Origin of the sequence: Rhodobacter sp. SGA-6-6 (assembly GCF_011043545.1) — a bacterium.
In the GTDB taxonomy this organism is placed as follows: domain Bacteria; phylum Pseudomonadota; class Alphaproteobacteria; order Rhodobacterales; family Rhodobacteraceae; genus Pseudogemmobacter.
This window is the reverse complement of the sequence record NZ_JAAKGP010000004.1, coordinates 99,840-113,858: the sequence shown is the minus strand read 5'-3', so window position 1 is coordinate 113,858 and position 14,019 is coordinate 99,840. Positions and strand designations below refer to the sequence as shown.

The following is a 14,019-nucleotide window of genomic DNA, read 5'->3' as shown; positions in this document are numbered from 1 at the left end:
AAGCCATGACCGATCCCTCCCCCGCCGACATTCCCGCCAAGGAATTCCGCGACGCCCTGCGCGCCTTCGTCGGCACCTGCAGCGTGATCACGGTGGGGGATGGCGAGGAGGCCTCGGGCCTTGTCGTCACCTCGGCGATCTCGCTCTCGGCCGAGCCGCCGCTGCTGCTGGCCTGCGTCAACCGCAACTCCTCCAGCCATCCGCTGCTGGAGAAATACGGCCGCTTCGGCTGGTCCTCGCTGGGGGCCGGGCATCAGGCGGTGGCGGAGCGCTTCTCCGGCTTCGGCGGGGCGAAGGCGGCGGCGCGCTACGAGGGGGCGGAGTGGGAGACGGCGGTCACCGGGGCGCGGCTGTTGAAGGGCGCGCCCACGGCCTTCGACTGCACGGTGGAAGAGATGATCCAGCGCGCCACCCATTCCATCCTGATCGGCCGGGTGCAGGCGATCCGCACCACACCCGGGCAGGGCGCGCTGATCTACTGGAACGGCGCCTATCGCGGCCTGCCGGCCTGATCTTTCAACCCATTGGAAACATGGAATTGCTGCGCAGCGAAAGCGCAGCAATTTCTGCGCAGCATCGGCCCTAGAGGAAGCTGCGGATCGTCTGCATCGCGCCGTCCAGCGCCTTGCCCTTCTCGTCCTGCAACGCCGCCTCGCGCAGCCGCCGCGCCCAGTCGGCGGCGTCCTCGCGCCCCGCGACAAGCGCGATCCCCTCCATCACCCGGTCGAACTTCGACAGGCCCCGGGCATGGGTGTCGGAATAGCCCTTGATCAGGCGGCGGCAGCGGATCACCTCCACCGCCAGCGCGTAGTCGCGGTCCAGATGTGACAGCGCGGCGGAAAGCCAGCGCTCCAGATGCGCCATCTCCTGCGCGTGGCGATACGATCCACGGCGGCGGCGCTTCATGCCGCCGAGGATGTAGAGCATCAGATAGCCGCGCAGGGAATCGGTGCGGATGCGGCGGCCCTTGTTGACCAGGGCATCCAGCCGCGCCTTCCACTTCTCGCTGGCCTCGATCCGCTCGCCCCACTTCCTCGGCAGCATCCCGGCGATTTCGGCGGCGCCGGGGTGCATGAACTCGGTCAGCTGCATCAGCCTTTCGCCCGCGCCCATCTCCTTGCGGATGCGGTCGAAGCGGGCGGCACGGGTCTTCAGGTCGGCCACCCGGATCGGGTCGTCATAGGCCATGGCATTGGCGATATACTTGGCGCCCTCGCGGGTCAGGTCGAAGGGCGCGCGGTCGCGGGCGGCCAGCGCCTCCAGCCGGTCGAGATATTCGCCGCCATAGGCAAGGTCCTGGAACTCCACCACCTTGCGCAGGCCCGCCACGGCCATCGCCGGGGCCTCGCCCGGCAGGCGGCTCGCCCGGTCGGTCAGCGCCTGCCATTCCGCCATGAGCTTCGCCGGGCCGGTGACGGCAGCGGCGGGCTGCGTCTCTGCCGCCTTGGGCTGCGCCGCATCGCCTTTTTCCGCCGCCTCGTAGCCGGCGGCGAAGGCGCGGAGCGAGGGCTCCACCCCCTTGCCGCCCGCCCGGATGGCATCCTCGAACGCCTCGCGCGGGAAGGGCAGCGCCTTCGACGCCGCCAAGGCGCCGAAGAGCGTGGCGGAGATGACGGAGCCGGATTGCACCGCCACCGCCTCGAAATCCGCCGCGATCAGCCGCTTTGCCGCCTGCAAGGCGACCTCGCGCACCGCCTCGGCATCCGCCAGCCCGTCGCCGGGCACCATCTTCTCCGACACCGCAAGGTTGCGGTGGGTGGAGGCGATCAGCGTGGTGCGGTCGGGGGTGACGAAGCCGCGGATAATGGCGCGGCCGGCCTCCATCCATTCGGCGGCGATCATCACGTCCACGTCGCCCGCGGCGGGCATCAGGCTGAACACCGGCGCGCCGCCGTTGGCGGGGGCCATTTCCAGATAATAGATCGTCGCGCCGGTGCGCTGGCTGACGCCGGCGACGCTGGTTGCCTGCGCGGCATAGCCTTGCGCGCGGGCCAGATCCTCGATCCAGCCGATCAGCACACCGCCGCCCTGGCCGCCGACGGCGTAGATCGCCAGCTTGATGATCTGTTGCAGCCTGGCATCGCCCTTGCGGGGCATCAGGGAATCATGAACGGTCATGCGGAAAACTCCAGCCTTCGGGCGCTGCGCCGACGGGCCAGCCAGCCGATCAGGCCGGCGCGGACCCCGGCCCACCATTTCTCGAACCCGCCGGGATTGTGCACCACATCGGCGCGGTAGAAGCTGGGGCACAGCACGGCGGCATCCGCCACCTCGCCGCAATTGCCGCAGCCGACGCAGGTCTGGTCGATATGCGCCACCGGATCGTCGCGCAAAGGATCGCCGGTGTGCTTCAGGCCCAGCGAGGGGCAGCCGGACAGCCTCATGCAGGCGTGGTCGCCGGTGCAGACGGCCTCGTCGACGCCGAAGCGGGGGGCCTCGACCCGGCGGCCCTCCTTGATCGCCTTGGCGCGCAAGGGTTTTTCCCGGCGCTGCTTGTTCAACATGCACTCCGATGAGGCGACGATGACCTTCGGTCCCGGCTCGGTGGTGGTCAGCGCCTCGCGGAGGGTGGCGCGCAGTTTCGGCACGTCATAGGTGCGGTCGATCTGGCGCACCCATTTGACGCCCACGCCCTTCACCGCATCGGCAATCGGGTGCTGGGTGGCCTTGGTTGCATTGTCGGCCCGGCTGGACATCACGTCCTGCCCACCCGTCGCGGCGGAGTAGTAGTTGTCCACCACCACCACCAGCCCGTCCGACTTGTTGTAGACCATGTTGCCGATCGAGGACGATAGTCCGTTGTGCCAGAACCCCCCGTCGCCGATGATGGAAATCGGGCGGGTCTTGCCGCCGCCGTCGAAGGCGCCGTTCGCTGCCGGGCCGAGGCCGTAACCCATGGTCGCCCCGCCGATCTCGAACGGCGGGAGAGAGCCGAACAGGTGGCAGCCGATGTCGGCGCTGATCTGGTGCTTGCCCAGTTCCTGCTCCACCAGCTTCAACGAGGCGAAGATCGGCCGCTCCGGGCAGCCGGTGCAGAAGCCCGGCGGGCGGATCGGCACCACCTTGGTCAGGTCCGGCAGATTCGGCTTGTCGTCGTTGGGCGCGCGGACGGTGGCGGGCAGCATCTCCGGTGCGGCCTCGCGCAGGAAGGCGGAAAGCGCATCCAGCATCACCTGCCCGGTGTATTCCCCGGCGATGGGGAAGACGCCCTTGCCGTGCAGCTTCACCCGGGACCCGGCGCGATAGAGGAAGGCGGCCAGCTGGTCCTCGATGAAGGCGGGCTGGCCTTCCTCGACCACCAGCACATGATCCTTGCCCTCGCAGAAGCTGAGGAACTCGGACTGGACAAGGGGATAGCAGACGTTCAGGCAATAGATCGGAATCTCGGTCTCGCCATGCAGGTCGGCGAGGCCCAGCCTTTGCAGCGCCCGGATCACGCCGTTATACATGCCGCCCTGACAGATGATGCCGGTGCGGCCTTCCTGCCCGAAGAATTCGTTCAGCTGCCGGTCGAGGATGAACCTCTCGGCATTCGGCCAGCGGTTCTCCACCTTGTCCAACTCGTGCCGGTAGGACATCGGTGGCAGCACCACGCGGGCGAAATCCGAACGCGGGTTCGACAAGGCTTCGCGCGGGGACAGCGCGGGCGGGCGGTTGTCGCGGCAGGTGAACTGGCCGGTGACATGGCAGGAGCGGATGCGGACCATCAGCATCACCGGCGTGTTCGAGACTTCCGACAGCTCGAACCCGTCGCCGACCGCCTTGACGATGGAGGGCAGGTTGGGCCGCGGGTCCAGGAGCCAGAACTGCGATTTCATCGCGAAGGCGTGGCTGCGTTCCTGCATAATCGAGGAGCCTTCGCCGTAATCCTCGCCCACGATCACCAGTGCGCCGCCGGTCACCCCGGAGGAGGCAAGGTTCGCCAAGGCATCCGAGGCCACGTTCACCCCGACCGGCCCCTTGAACGTCACCGCGCCGCGGATCGGGTAGTGGACCGAGGCCGCCAGCATCGCCGCCGCCGCCGCCTCGTTGGCATTGGCCTCGAAGCGGATGCCAAGCTCGGCCATCAGGTCCTCGGCATCGGCCAGAACGTCCATCAGGTGGGAAATCGGCGCGCCCTGGTAGCCGCCGACGTATCCCACGCCGTTTTCCAGAAGCGCCTTGGTCAGCGCCAGGATGCCCTCGCCGGTGAAGACCTCGCCCTCGCCCTTGCGAAGATGCTCGACCTCTGCCTTGAAGCTGCGTTCTGCCATTGTCTCAGATCTCGTGCTTGCGGATATTGGCCAGCATCTTCTGCAAGGTGCCGACGAAGGCCCGGCGTTCTTCCTCGGGGATGCCGCGGAACATCCGGGCCTGCGCCACCGCCATATGCGGCCAGAGCTGCTCGAAGGCCGCGCGGCCGGTTTCGGTGATGTAGACCCGGACGGCGCGGCTGTCGGCGCTGTCGGCTTCGCGCCGGATCATCCCGTCGGCCTGCAGCTGGTCCAGCGCCCGGCTCAGCGTGCTGGGGTCGGTGACGGTATAGACCGCCAGTTCGCGGATCAGCGGCGCCTCCACCACCGACAGCACCGCCAGCGCCCGCATCTTCGGCGTGGTCAGGCCGAGGCCCGCCACCTCCTCGCGCAGCGAGGCGTTGTAGCGGCCCATGATGCGGTTCATCAGATAGGGGGCGAAATTGGTCAGCCCGATCTCGCCCAGCCGTTGCGTCGGGGTAGGGGTCTCGTCGTTCATGCGCCCAGCCTTTTCGCCGCGTTGAAGCCCGAGCCGCCGCCGAGGCCCGGGCCGGGATGGGTGGAGGCGCCGATGTGGATCAACCCGCGGACCGGGCCTTCGCCATTGGTGGAATGGGCGAAGGGGCGCCAGAGGAAGAACTGGTCGACGCCGCAATGCCCGCCATAGGGATCGCCGCCGACGAGGTTGACGTTCATCCGCTCCAGGTCCCTGGGGCTATAGGCCTTGCGGGCGAGGACCAGCCTGTCGAAACCCTTGATATGGCGGGAGAGGATGGCTTGCAGCCGGTCGGCGAAGGTTTCGCGCACCTCGTCCCAGTCGGTGCCTGCGATCTCTCCGGCGGCATCGCCCTTGATCACGCGCGGCGCATCGGGGATCTGCAGCCACAGCACCGCCTTGCCCTCGGGGCAGCGGCTGGGGTCGAGGCGGGAGGGCTGGCCGACGCAGATCGTCGGGGTCACCGGCAACAGCCCGCGCTCGGCCTCGTTCGAGGATTTGGACACCGCGTCCAGCCCGTCGGTCAGGTGGATCAGCGCCACCTGGTCAAGGCCCGGCGTCAGCCATTCCGGCACCGTATCCAGCGCGAAATGAAGCTGGAAGTTGCCGCGGCCATGGCGGAAACGCCTTGCGGCGGCGCGGTCCTCGGGCAGGTTCACCCCGTCGAGAAGCCGGTCGTAAAGCTGCCCCGGCGCGACCGAGGCGAGGACGGATTTCGTGGCGATCTCCTCGCCATTCGCCAGCCGGACGCCGGTCACCCGGCCATTGTGAACGGTTATCCGGTCCACATCCGCACCGCAGCGGACCTCGCCGCCCTTTTCGGCGATCAGCGCCGCGAAGGCGCGGGCGGCATGGCCCGAGCCGCCCTTGACGATGGGCGCGCCGGCGGCTTCCAGCGCGAAGGCGACGACGCGGCCCATGGCGCCGGAATAGGCGTCGCTGACCGTCAGCCCGCAATGCAGCGCCCAGGGGGCGAACAGGGCCTTGGTGGTGTCGCTGTCGAAGCGGCTGTCCAGCCAGCCGCGCATCGGGTCCAGCTGCTGGCCGAACCAGCCGGCAAGGCCCCGCAGGCCCCGCTTGCGGACCTGCCCGAACAGCAGTTTCGCCATCGGCCAGGACCACAGCCTTTGCCCCAGCAGCGCGAACAGGAACGGCGCATCCGCCGCCACCCTGTCGGCATCCGCGGCGAAGGCATCGCCGTCGCCCGGGGCCAGCGCGTTCAGCGCCGCCAGATTGGCCGCCCGGTCCATCGCCAGCACCGCGGCCTCGCCGCCCGGCCGCAGCACGGCGGTCGGGTGCGGCGTATGGCAGTAGTCGAAGCCGTGACGGGCCAGGTGGGGGCCGAGCGTGGCCCCCGCCGGAGAGGTCATGAACAGCACGAAGGTGGCCGCCATCACGTCATGCAGGTAGCCGGGGGCCAGTTCCTCGGTCCTCATGCAGCCGCCGGGGACGCTTTCGCGTTCCAGCACCAGCACCCGGTCGCCCTTCAGCGCCAGCAGGCTGGCCGCGACCAGCCCGTTGATGCCCGACCCGATGACGACGTGATCGACGGCCACGGCCTTACCCCCGCGGAACCAGCGCCAGCGCCCGGATGGGCGAGCCGGTGCCGTTCTTGATCTTCAAGGGCGCCGCGATCAGGATCGCGCCCTTGGCCGGCAGCTTGCCGAGGTTGGCCAGCGAGGCCAGACCGTAGCGGTTGTTCTTGTGCAAGAGGTTGTGCGCCGGGAAGGGCGGGGTCATGCCGCCGGCCTGCCCCGCGTCGGTGCCGATGCACTGGCTGCCCCAACCGACGATGCCTTTTCCGATCAGGTATTCGATCACCTCGGCGGTCGGCCCCGGGGTATGCGGGCCGGTGGCGTCGGCGTTCAGGAACAGGTTCTCGTCATGGGCGCGGCTGTCCCAGTCGGAGCGCAGGACGACCCACTCGCCGGCCTTGATCTCGCCGTGCCTGGCCTCCCAGGCCTTCACATGGTCGATGGTCAGCAGGAAGTCGGGGTTTTCCGAACATTCCTTCGAGAAATCCAGCACGTTGACCGGCGCGATCAGCCGCTGCACCGGCAGGGTGTCGGTATAGCCGTCGGCATAGTCCTTGCCGGTGATCCAGTGGTGCGGCGCGTCGAAATGGGTGCCCGAATGCTCGCCCAGTTCCAGCCAGTTCCAGGCCCAGAACGGCCCGTCCTGATCGTATTCGCTGATGCGGTGAATCTTGATCGGCGGGGTGTCCTTCGCCAGCTCCGGCGGCAGCTTCAGGAGCGGCGTCTCCGGGCCGAGGATGCCCGTGCAATCCACCACCTCGATCCCGCCCGAGGCGATCATCCCGGCAAGCTCAGTCAGCACATTCGCTGAAGTCATCTCTCTCTCCCTCTGCGGCCTTCGGCCTTTCTGCGATGCAGCGTGACGACGGAAGGAAGGCGCGGGGAGACGGAAGGAAGATGGCTGGCCCCTGCGGCGATCCGGCTGTCGTCTGCCAGAATCATGCTAGACAGATTTAGATGCATTTGCAATTATCATAACGTCAAGCGGGCAAGCCAGGCAGGGGTGGGGATGGCCGAGACCTTCGATGCGGTGCTGATCGGGGCAGGCCACAACGCGCTTGCCGCCGCGCTGTATCTTGCCGCCAGGGGCTGGAAGGTCGGGGTCTTCGAGCAGGCCGCTGTGGCCGGCGGGGCGGTGAAGACTGGCGAATACACCTTGCCCGGATACCGCCACGACTGGGCGGCGATGAACCTGTCGCTTTTCGCCGGATCGGCGTTTTTCAAGGCTTATGGCGCGGAACTGGCGGCGAAGGGCTGCGATTTCGTGCCGGTGTCGCGCCCCTTCGCCTCGGCCTTTCCCGATGGCTCCTGGGTCGGGGTATCGACCGACCTGGCCGAGACCAGGGCCGCCATCGCCGCGCATTCGGCGCAGGATGCCGCGACATGGGTGTCGCTGCTGGCCGGCTTCCCGGCGCGGGCCGAATCGCTGTTCGGGCTTCTGGGCAGCCCGATGCGGTTTCGTGCAGTTGCATCTTTCATGTTCAAAACACTTCGCAGCCGCGGCATTTCGGGCAGCCTCGATCTGGCGCAGTTCCTGCTGCAGTCGCCGCGCCGTTTCCTGACCGGGACCTTCGAGTCGCCGAAGGTGCAGGCGATGCTGGGTGCCTGGGGGCTGCATCTGGACTTCGCGCCCGACATCGCCGGCGGCGGGCTGTTTCCCTATCTGGAGGGCATGGCGGGCCAAGCCTTCGGCATGGCGCTCGGCAAGGGCGGGGCGGATACCATCGTCAAGGCGCTGGTGGCGGCCATCGAGGCGCGCGGTGCCGTGGTGGAGATCGGGGTGGCCGTCACCCGCATCCTGCATGACGGCACCCGTGCCACCGGGATCGAGCTGGCGGACGGCCGGCAGGTGACGGCCGCGAGGGCGGTGATCGCCGGCGTCGCGCCCTCGGGCCTGTTGCGGTTGACCGGGGAGACCAAGCCTGCCTTCGATCAGGCGATGCGCGGCTACGTCCATGCGCCGGGGACGATGATGATCCATCTGGCGATGGAGGGCCTGCCGGACTGGACCGCCGGAGCGCAGTTGCAGCGCTATGCCTATGTCCATCTGGCCCCGAGCCTGGACCAGATGGCGAAGACCTACCAGCAGGCGGTGGCGGGGCTGTTGCCGGACGAGCCGGTTCTGGTCGTCGGCCAGCCGACCGGGCAGGACCCTTCCCGCGCGCCGGAGGGCAAGCACGTGCTGTGGGTGCAGGTGCGGATGGCGCCCGGCGCGATCAGGGGCGATGCCGCCGGGCAGATCGCCGCGACCGACTGGGCCGAAGCGGCGGAGCCCTTCGCGGAACGCGCGCTGGACATCCTGGAGCGCTATGCGCCCGGCACGCGGGCGAAGATTCTCGGCAAGCGGATCGTCTCGCCGGCGGAGCTGGAGGCCGACAACCCCAACCTCGTCGGCGGCGACCAGGTCTGCGGCAGCCATCACCTGAGCCAGAACTTCCTCTTCCGCCCGGCGCGGGGCCATGCCGACGGCTCCACCGCGCTGCAGAACCTGCACCTGACCGGGGCGGCCGTCTGGCCCGGGGCAGGCACCGGGGCCGGGCCGGGATGGATGCTGGCGCAAAGGCTCGCCGGCAAGTGAACAAAGACAAAAGAACCACCAACAGGGAAACGACCATGAACCTCAACCGCAGAACGATGCTGAAACTGTCAGTGGCCGGCACCGCGCTTGGCGCCTTCGGCCTGCCGGCGCTGGCGCAACAGATCGACGAGCTGGTGATCGCCTACAACGTCACCCTGCCCAGCTGGGACCCGACCGTCGGGCCGAGCGCGGTGAACCCGACGATCCAGGGCATCTACCAGTCGGTCTTCGACCAGTTCATCCTGCAGCAGCCCGACCTGAAGCCCGCCCCCGGCCTGCTGACCGAATGGGGCTGGAACGAGGATTACACCCAGGTCTGGATGACCGTCCGCGAGGGCGTGAAATGGCATGACGGATCGGACTTCACCGCTGAGGACGTGGCCTGGAACCTGGCCCGGGTGGCCAACCCGGAAACCGGCAGCCCGATCCAGTTCGTCTGGGGCACGCTGGCCAACCACCGGGTCGAGGGCAACAAGGTCATCGCCGATGTGGTGCAGTTCGACCCGACCATCTTCAAATGGATGTATTTCCTGACCGGCTACGTCCTGCCGAAGGCCTATTACGAGAAGGTCGGCGCCGAGGGCTTCGAGGCCGCTCCCATCGGCACCGGCCCCTATATGGTGGAGAAGTTCGAGCGCAACGCCTTCGTCCGGCTGAAGGCGAACGAGAATTACTGGGGCGGCGCGCCCGAGTTCAAGACGGTGACGATCAAGTTCGTCACCGACGCCGCGGCCCGGGTGGCCGAGGTGGAATCGGGCAACTCCCACGTCACGCTGGAGGTGCCGTATGAGGAATACGACCGGCTGAAGGCCACGCTGACCGGGGTGGCGGCGCCGGTCTCGGACATCGGCATGATCTTCCTGAACGACATCGAAGTGATGACCGATCCGAACGTGCGCAAGGCTGCGGCCCATGCCATCGACAAGCAGACCATCATCGACCGGCTGCTGTCGGGCTACGGGGTGAAGATCGACACGCTGGAGACGCCGGAATACGACGCCTACGACCCGTCGATCACGGTGGACTACAACCCCGAGAAGGCGGTGGAGCTGCTGGCGGCCTCGGGCTACTCGGTCGACAATCCGGTGAAGTTCAAGATCCAGACCACCAAGGGCTTCAAGCCCAAGGATTACGAGATGGTGCAGGCCATCGTCGGCCTGTGGCGCAAGGTCGGGATCGAGGCCGAAATCGAGGTCTACGAGATCGCCAAGCACTACGAGTTGCGCGCGGCCGACCAGCTGGCCCCGGCGGCCTTCTACAACTGGGGCAACTCGGTCGCCGATCCGACCACCTCGACCGGGTTTGCGATGTATGGGCCGTCGCCGCACTCGGTCTGGGACGGGCAGGAGCTGATCGACATGATCAACCCGCTCTGGGGCGAGAAGGACGAGGCCAAGCGGATCGAGGGCTGGAAGGCGGTCAGCAAGTATATCGCCGATGAGGCGCTGGTGATCCCGCTCTTGCAATACGTGCAGCCGATCCTGTCGGCGAAGGGCGTGGTGGTGACGCCCCATGCCTCGGGTGCGCTGTTGCCGCATCTGATGAAGCGGGCGTAAGGGTGGAAAGCGCCGGGGGGACTTCGCGTCCCCCCGGACCCCCCCTGCGGGATACTTGTGGACAGATGAAAGGCGGGGCCCTTGCCCTGTCCTGATGGGGCGTGATGCAGCTTTTGCGGGCGGTTCTTCTGCGGCTGGCGACCACGGCGGTGACGCTGCTGGGGGTGGCGGTCATCGTCTTCGTGGTGATCCGGGTGGTGCCCGGCAACCCGATCGCGATGATGCTGCCCCCCGGCGCGACCGAGGCCGATGTGGCGCGGCTGACGGCGCAATACGGGTTGGACAAGTCGCTGCCGGAGCAGTTCCTGATCTGGGCCGGCGGCGTCTTGCGCGGCGATTTCGGCCTGTCGATCACCGCGCGCCAGCCGGTGCTGGACCTGGTGCTGGGGCGGCTGCCCGCCACGCTGGAGCTGTCGGTGATGGCCTTGGTGATCGCCTGCCTGCTGGGCGGTTTCGCGGCGCTGACCGGCACGCGGGCGCGCGGCACCGGGGGCGAGGCCGCCATCGACGTGGCCAACGGCATGGCGCTGTCGATCCCGGATTTCCTGTGGGGCCTGATCCTGGTGCTGCTGTTCGGGGTGCTGTGGCCGCTGTTCCACATCTCCGGCCGGGTGACGCCCAGCCTGGAGCTGCCCTTCACCACCGATTTCTACCTGTTCGAAAGCGTGTTGCGGCTGCGCTTCGACCTTTGGGCCAACATCGTGTCCCACATGTTCCTGCCCGCGCTGGCGCTGGCGATTCCTCTGGCGGCGATCATCGGCCAGCTGTTGAAGCAGAGCCTGAAGGAAACCATGCACCTCGATTACGTCACGCTGGCCCGCACCAAGGGCTATGGCGAGAACCATGTCATCCTGCGCGAGGCCTTGCGCAACGCCATCCTGCCGACGCTGACGCTGGTGGGGGTGCAGTTCACCTTTCTGATCGGCGGCACGGTGATCATCGAGCGGCTGTTCAGCTACGAGGGGCTGGGCAACCTTGCCATCGACGCGGTGATCAACCGCGACCTGCCGCTGATCCAGGGCATCGTGATCCTGTTCGCGGTGATCTTCACCGCGGTGAACCTCTGCGTCGACCTGCTCTACGCCGTGCTGAACCCGAGGCTGCGCCATGGCTGACGCGCGGGGAATGGTAAAACGCAAGGCCGGGCTGAAGCTCTGGCTCTCCGGCGGCTGGCTGGCGCTGGTGGTGCTGGCGGCGCTGCTGGCCCCCTGGATCGCGCCACAGGACCCGCTGGCACAGGACCTGTTCCTGGGCCGGATGCCGCCGGCCTGGGTCTCGGGGGCGGAGCCGGGCTACTGGCTGGGCACCGATTCCCTAGGCCGCGATGTCCTCAGCCGCATCCTGCATGGCGCGCGGATCGCCCTGACCGTGGCGCTGGTGGCGGGTGGCATCACCTGCCTGATCGGCGCGGCGCTCGGCCTGCTGGCCGGGTTCCTGCGCGGCTGGGTCGACCTGGCGATCAGCCGCCTGATCGACATCTGGATGGCCTTCCCGCCGGTTCTGTTCTCGATCCTGCTGATCGCCGTCCTCGGCCCCGGGTTGAGTTCCATCGTCATCGCCATCGTCGTCATCGACTGGACCCGCTTTGCCCGCGTGGTCCGCGCCGAGGCGATGGCGCAGGGGGCGATGGATTACGTCGCCTCGGCGCAGGTGGCGGGGCGGGGACGGCTCTCGACCATGGTCACCGAGATTCTGCCCAACGTGCTGCCCACCATCGTGGTGCTGCTGACGCTGGAGATGGGCATCGCAGTGATCGTCGAGGCGATCCTTTCCTTCGTGAACCTGTCGATCTCCACCGACGATCCCACATGGGGCGGCATGATCGCCGAAGGGCGGACCTCGGTCCATCAGGCCTGGTGGGTGCTGGTCTTCCCGCTGGTCACCCTGTTCCTGACCGTCCTTGCCTTCTCGCAACTCGGCGAGGGGTTGAAGGACCGCTTCGACCCGGTGCTGAGATGAGCTTCCTTCGGGTCAACGGCCTTTCGGCGCGGTTGAAGGGGGCGGGGCATCCGATCCTGCGCGGGGTGTCGCTGTCGGTCGCGGCCGGAGAGGTGCGCGGGCTGGTCGGCGAAAGCGGCGCCGGCAAGTCGATGATCGGCAAGGCGGTGCTGGGCATCCTGCCGAAGGCGGTCGAGGTCTCGGGCGGGGAAATCCTGCTGGGCGGGGTGGACCTGCTGCGCCTGCCGCCGAAGGAGCGGCGTGCCCGGATCGGGGCGACTTGCGCGCTGATCCCGCAGGACCCGCTGACCGCGCTGAACCCTTCCCGCCGGATCGCGCCGCAGATCACCGACCGGCTGGTGGACATCCTCGGCTGGGACCGCGGCCGTGCCTTGGCTCGCGCCGAAGAACTGCTGGCCGAGGTGCATATCCCCGACCCGGCCCGGGTGCTGCGGGCCTATCCGCATGAGCTGTCGGGCGGGATGCGCCAGCGCATCCTGATCGCCAGCGCCTTCGCGGCGGAGCCGAAACTGATCGTCGCGGACGAGCCGACCACGGCGCTGGACGTGACGGTGCAGAAGCAGGTCTTGAAGCTGATCGCCGAGATGCAGGCCCGCCATGGCACCGCGCTTCTGTTCGTGACCCATGACCTTGGCGTGGTCAGCAAGGTCTGCGACAGCCTGACCGTGCTTTACGGCGGGCTGGTGGTCGAGGACACCGATGTGCGCAGCTTCTTCGCCGGCCCGGCCCATGCCTATTCCCGCGCGCTGCTGGCGGCCACGCCGAAATACACCGACCCGCAGGCCAGCCTGACCCCGGTGCCCGATGCGGTGATCCGCGACGTGCAGGCCGAGGTCGCCGCCGCCGACCGGAGGGCCCGCCATGGATGAGCTTTACCGGATCGAGGACCTGCACCTGTCGCTGCCCGACCTGAACCGCAAGCCGATCCTCGGCCCGGCGCCGCGGATCGAGATATTGAAGGGCATCTCTTTCACCCTTCGCCGGGGCGAGGTGCTGGGGATCGTCGGCGGCTCCGGCTCGGGCAAGTCCACGCTCGGCCGGGCGATGGTGCGGCTCCTGGAGCCGACCGGGGGCAGGGTGGTCTTCGACGGCGCCGACATCACCCATCTGGGCGAGGCCGGGCTGCGGCCGTTGCGCCGGCGGTTCCAGATGATCTTCCAGGACCCGATGAGCAGCCTGAACCCGCGCCACCGCGTCGGCCAGATCGTCGCCGCGCCCTTGCGGCTGCATGGGGTGGGCGACGTGCCGGCAAAGGTGGCCGAGGCGCTGGAGCATGTCGGCCTGCCGCAGCATTTCGCTGCCCGCTACCCGCACGAGCTGTCGGGCGGCCAGCGCCAGCGGGTCGGCATAGCCCGCGCCATCGCGCTGCGGCCGGATTTCATCCTGGCCGACGAGATCGTCTCGGGCCTCGACGTGTCGAGCCAGGCGCAGGTGCTGAACCTGCTGGAACGGCTGGTGGCCGACCTCGGCCTGACGCTGGCCTTCATCAGCCACGACCTTTCGGTGATCCGAAGGCTGTGCAGCCGGGTGCTGGTGCTGCATCACGGGCTGGTGGTGGAAGAGGCGGCGACTGACCGGCTCTTCGCCGATCCACAGGCCGCCTATACACGGGAGTTGCTGGACGCGATCCCGCTGCCCGATCCCGATCAGGTCTGGACCTGAC

12 protein-coding genes are annotated in these 14,019 nt (G+C 68.2%); 7 read left to right on the top strand and 5 right to left on the bottom strand.

Annotation, left to right across the window (positions count from 1 at the left end):
- Window positions 1–5: 5 nt before the first annotated feature.
- Entirely contained in the window at window positions 6–512 is a 507-nt protein-coding gene (locus G5B31_RS09535) for a flavin reductase family protein (protein ID WP_165016592.1), read from the top strand.
- Between the two features lie 70 nt (window positions 513–582).
- Here G5B31_RS09535 and G5B31_RS09530 read toward each other — a convergent pair whose 3' ends face one another.
- Genes G5B31_RS09530 through G5B31_RS09510 form a run of 5 tightly spaced genes read right to left on the bottom strand, consistent with a single transcriptional unit; the run spans window position 583 to window position 7,080 of the window.
- Window positions 583–2,118: an indolepyruvate oxidoreductase subunit beta family protein gene (locus tag G5B31_RS09530; protein ID WP_165016588.1), complete on the bottom strand. Its 1,536-nt coding sequence runs from the start codon at window positions 2,116–2,118 to the stop codon at window positions 583–585.
- A complete protein-coding gene (locus tag G5B31_RS09525; protein WP_165016585.1) occupies window positions 2,115–4,253 on the bottom strand; it encodes an indolepyruvate ferredoxin oxidoreductase subunit alpha in 2,139 nt (712 codons plus the stop codon). The genes G5B31_RS09530 and G5B31_RS09525 overlap by 4 nt, the downstream gene beginning before the upstream one ends.
- Before the next feature lie 4 nt (window positions 4,254–4,257).
- Window positions 4,258–4,731 carry a MarR family winged helix-turn-helix transcriptional regulator gene (locus tag G5B31_RS09520; RefSeq protein WP_165016583.1) on the bottom strand — a complete coding sequence of 158 codons (474 nt, stop codon included), beginning with the start codon at window positions 4,729–4,731 and terminating at the stop codon, window positions 4,258–4,260.
- A complete protein-coding gene (locus G5B31_RS09515; protein ID WP_165016580.1) occupies window positions 4,728–6,284 on the bottom strand; it encodes an NAD(P)/FAD-dependent oxidoreductase in 1,557 nt (518 codons plus the stop codon). Before G5B31_RS09515 ends, G5B31_RS09520 begins: the two co-directional genes overlap by 4 nt.
- A gap of 4 nt (window positions 6,285–6,288) precedes the next feature.
- A complete protein-coding gene (locus G5B31_RS09510) occupies window positions 6,289–7,080 on the bottom strand; it encodes a cyclase family protein (RefSeq protein ID WP_165016577.1) in 792 nt (263 codons plus the stop codon).
- Between the two features lie 192 nt (window positions 7,081–7,272).
- On the opposite strand from G5B31_RS09510, the gene G5B31_RS09505 reads away from it, so the two are divergent.
- The 6 genes from G5B31_RS09505 to G5B31_RS09480 all read left to right on the top strand — a co-directional run bounded on the left by G5B31_RS09505 (window position 7,273) and on the right by G5B31_RS09480 (window position 14,018).
- Window positions 7,273–8,841 (top strand): NAD(P)/FAD-dependent oxidoreductase, encoded by a 1,569-nt coding sequence (locus tag G5B31_RS09505; protein WP_165016574.1) that lies wholly within the window; start codon window positions 7,273–7,275, stop codon window positions 8,839–8,841.
- A gap of 35 nt (window positions 8,842–8,876) precedes the next feature.
- Complete coding sequence (locus G5B31_RS09500; protein ID WP_165016570.1) at window positions 8,877–10,397, top strand: ABC transporter substrate-binding protein; 1,521 nt, start codon at window positions 8,877–8,879, stop codon at window positions 10,395–10,397.
- 104 nt (window positions 10,398–10,501) lie between these two features.
- Window positions 10,502–11,512, top strand: a complete 1,011-nt coding sequence (locus G5B31_RS09495) for an ABC transporter permease (RefSeq protein ID WP_165016568.1) — start codon at window positions 10,502–10,504, stop codon at window positions 11,510–11,512.
- A gap of 10 nt (window positions 11,513–11,522) precedes the next feature.
- Window positions 11,523–12,356 carry an ABC transporter permease gene (locus G5B31_RS09490; RefSeq protein ID WP_240904359.1) on the top strand — a complete coding sequence of 278 codons (834 nt, stop codon included), beginning with the start codon at window positions 11,523–11,525 and terminating at the stop codon, window positions 12,354–12,356.
- Window positions 12,353–13,225: an ABC transporter ATP-binding protein gene (locus G5B31_RS09485; RefSeq protein WP_165016564.1), complete on the top strand. Its 873-nt coding sequence runs from the start codon at window positions 12,353–12,355 to the stop codon at window positions 13,223–13,225. Before G5B31_RS09490 ends, G5B31_RS09485 begins: the two co-directional genes overlap by 4 nt.
- The gene (locus G5B31_RS09480; RefSeq protein ID WP_165016562.1) at window positions 13,218–14,018 is read left to right on the top strand and encodes an ABC transporter ATP-binding protein; all 801 of its coding nucleotides are present in this window, start codon (window positions 13,218–13,220) and stop codon (window positions 14,016–14,018) included. Before G5B31_RS09485 ends, G5B31_RS09480 begins: the two co-directional genes overlap by 8 nt.
- Window position 14,019: the final 1 nt, after the last annotated feature.

Bases quoted from the DNA above. Each gene is read 5' to 3' on its own strand.
- G5B31_RS09535 (WP_165016592.1), top strand. From the start codon at position 6: ATGACCGATCCCTCCCCCGCCGACATTCCCGCCAAGGAATTCCGCGAC.
- G5B31_RS09530 (WP_165016588.1), bottom strand. From the start codon at position 2,118: ATGACCGTTCATGATTCCCTGATGCCCCGCAAGGGCGATGCCAGGCTG.
- G5B31_RS09525 (WP_165016585.1), bottom strand. From the start codon at position 4,253: ATGGCAGAACGCAGCTTCAAGGCAGAGGTCGAGCATCTTCGCAAGGGC.
- G5B31_RS09520 (WP_165016583.1), bottom strand. From the start codon at position 4,731: ATGAACGACGAGACCCCTACCCCGACGCAACGGCTGGGCGAGATCGGG.
- G5B31_RS09510 (WP_165016577.1), bottom strand. From the start codon at position 7,080: ATGACTTCAGCGAATGTGCTGACTGAGCTTGCCGGGATGATCGCCTCG.
- G5B31_RS09505 (WP_165016574.1), top strand. From the start codon at position 7,273: ATGGCCGAGACCTTCGATGCGGTGCTGATCGGGGCAGGCCACAACGCG.
- G5B31_RS09500 (WP_165016570.1), top strand. From the start codon at position 8,877: ATGAACCTCAACCGCAGAACGATGCTGAAACTGTCAGTGGCCGGCACC.
- G5B31_RS09495 (WP_165016568.1), top strand. From the start codon at position 10,502: ATGCAGCTTTTGCGGGCGGTTCTTCTGCGGCTGGCGACCACGGCGGTG.
- G5B31_RS09490 (WP_240904359.1), top strand. From the start codon at position 11,523: ATGGTAAAACGCAAGGCCGGGCTGAAGCTCTGGCTCTCCGGCGGCTGG.
- G5B31_RS09485 (WP_165016564.1), top strand. From the start codon at position 12,353: ATGAGCTTCCTTCGGGTCAACGGCCTTTCGGCGCGGTTGAAGGGGGCG.
- G5B31_RS09480 (WP_165016562.1), top strand. From the start codon at position 13,218: ATGGATGAGCTTTACCGGATCGAGGACCTGCACCTGTCGCTGCCCGAC.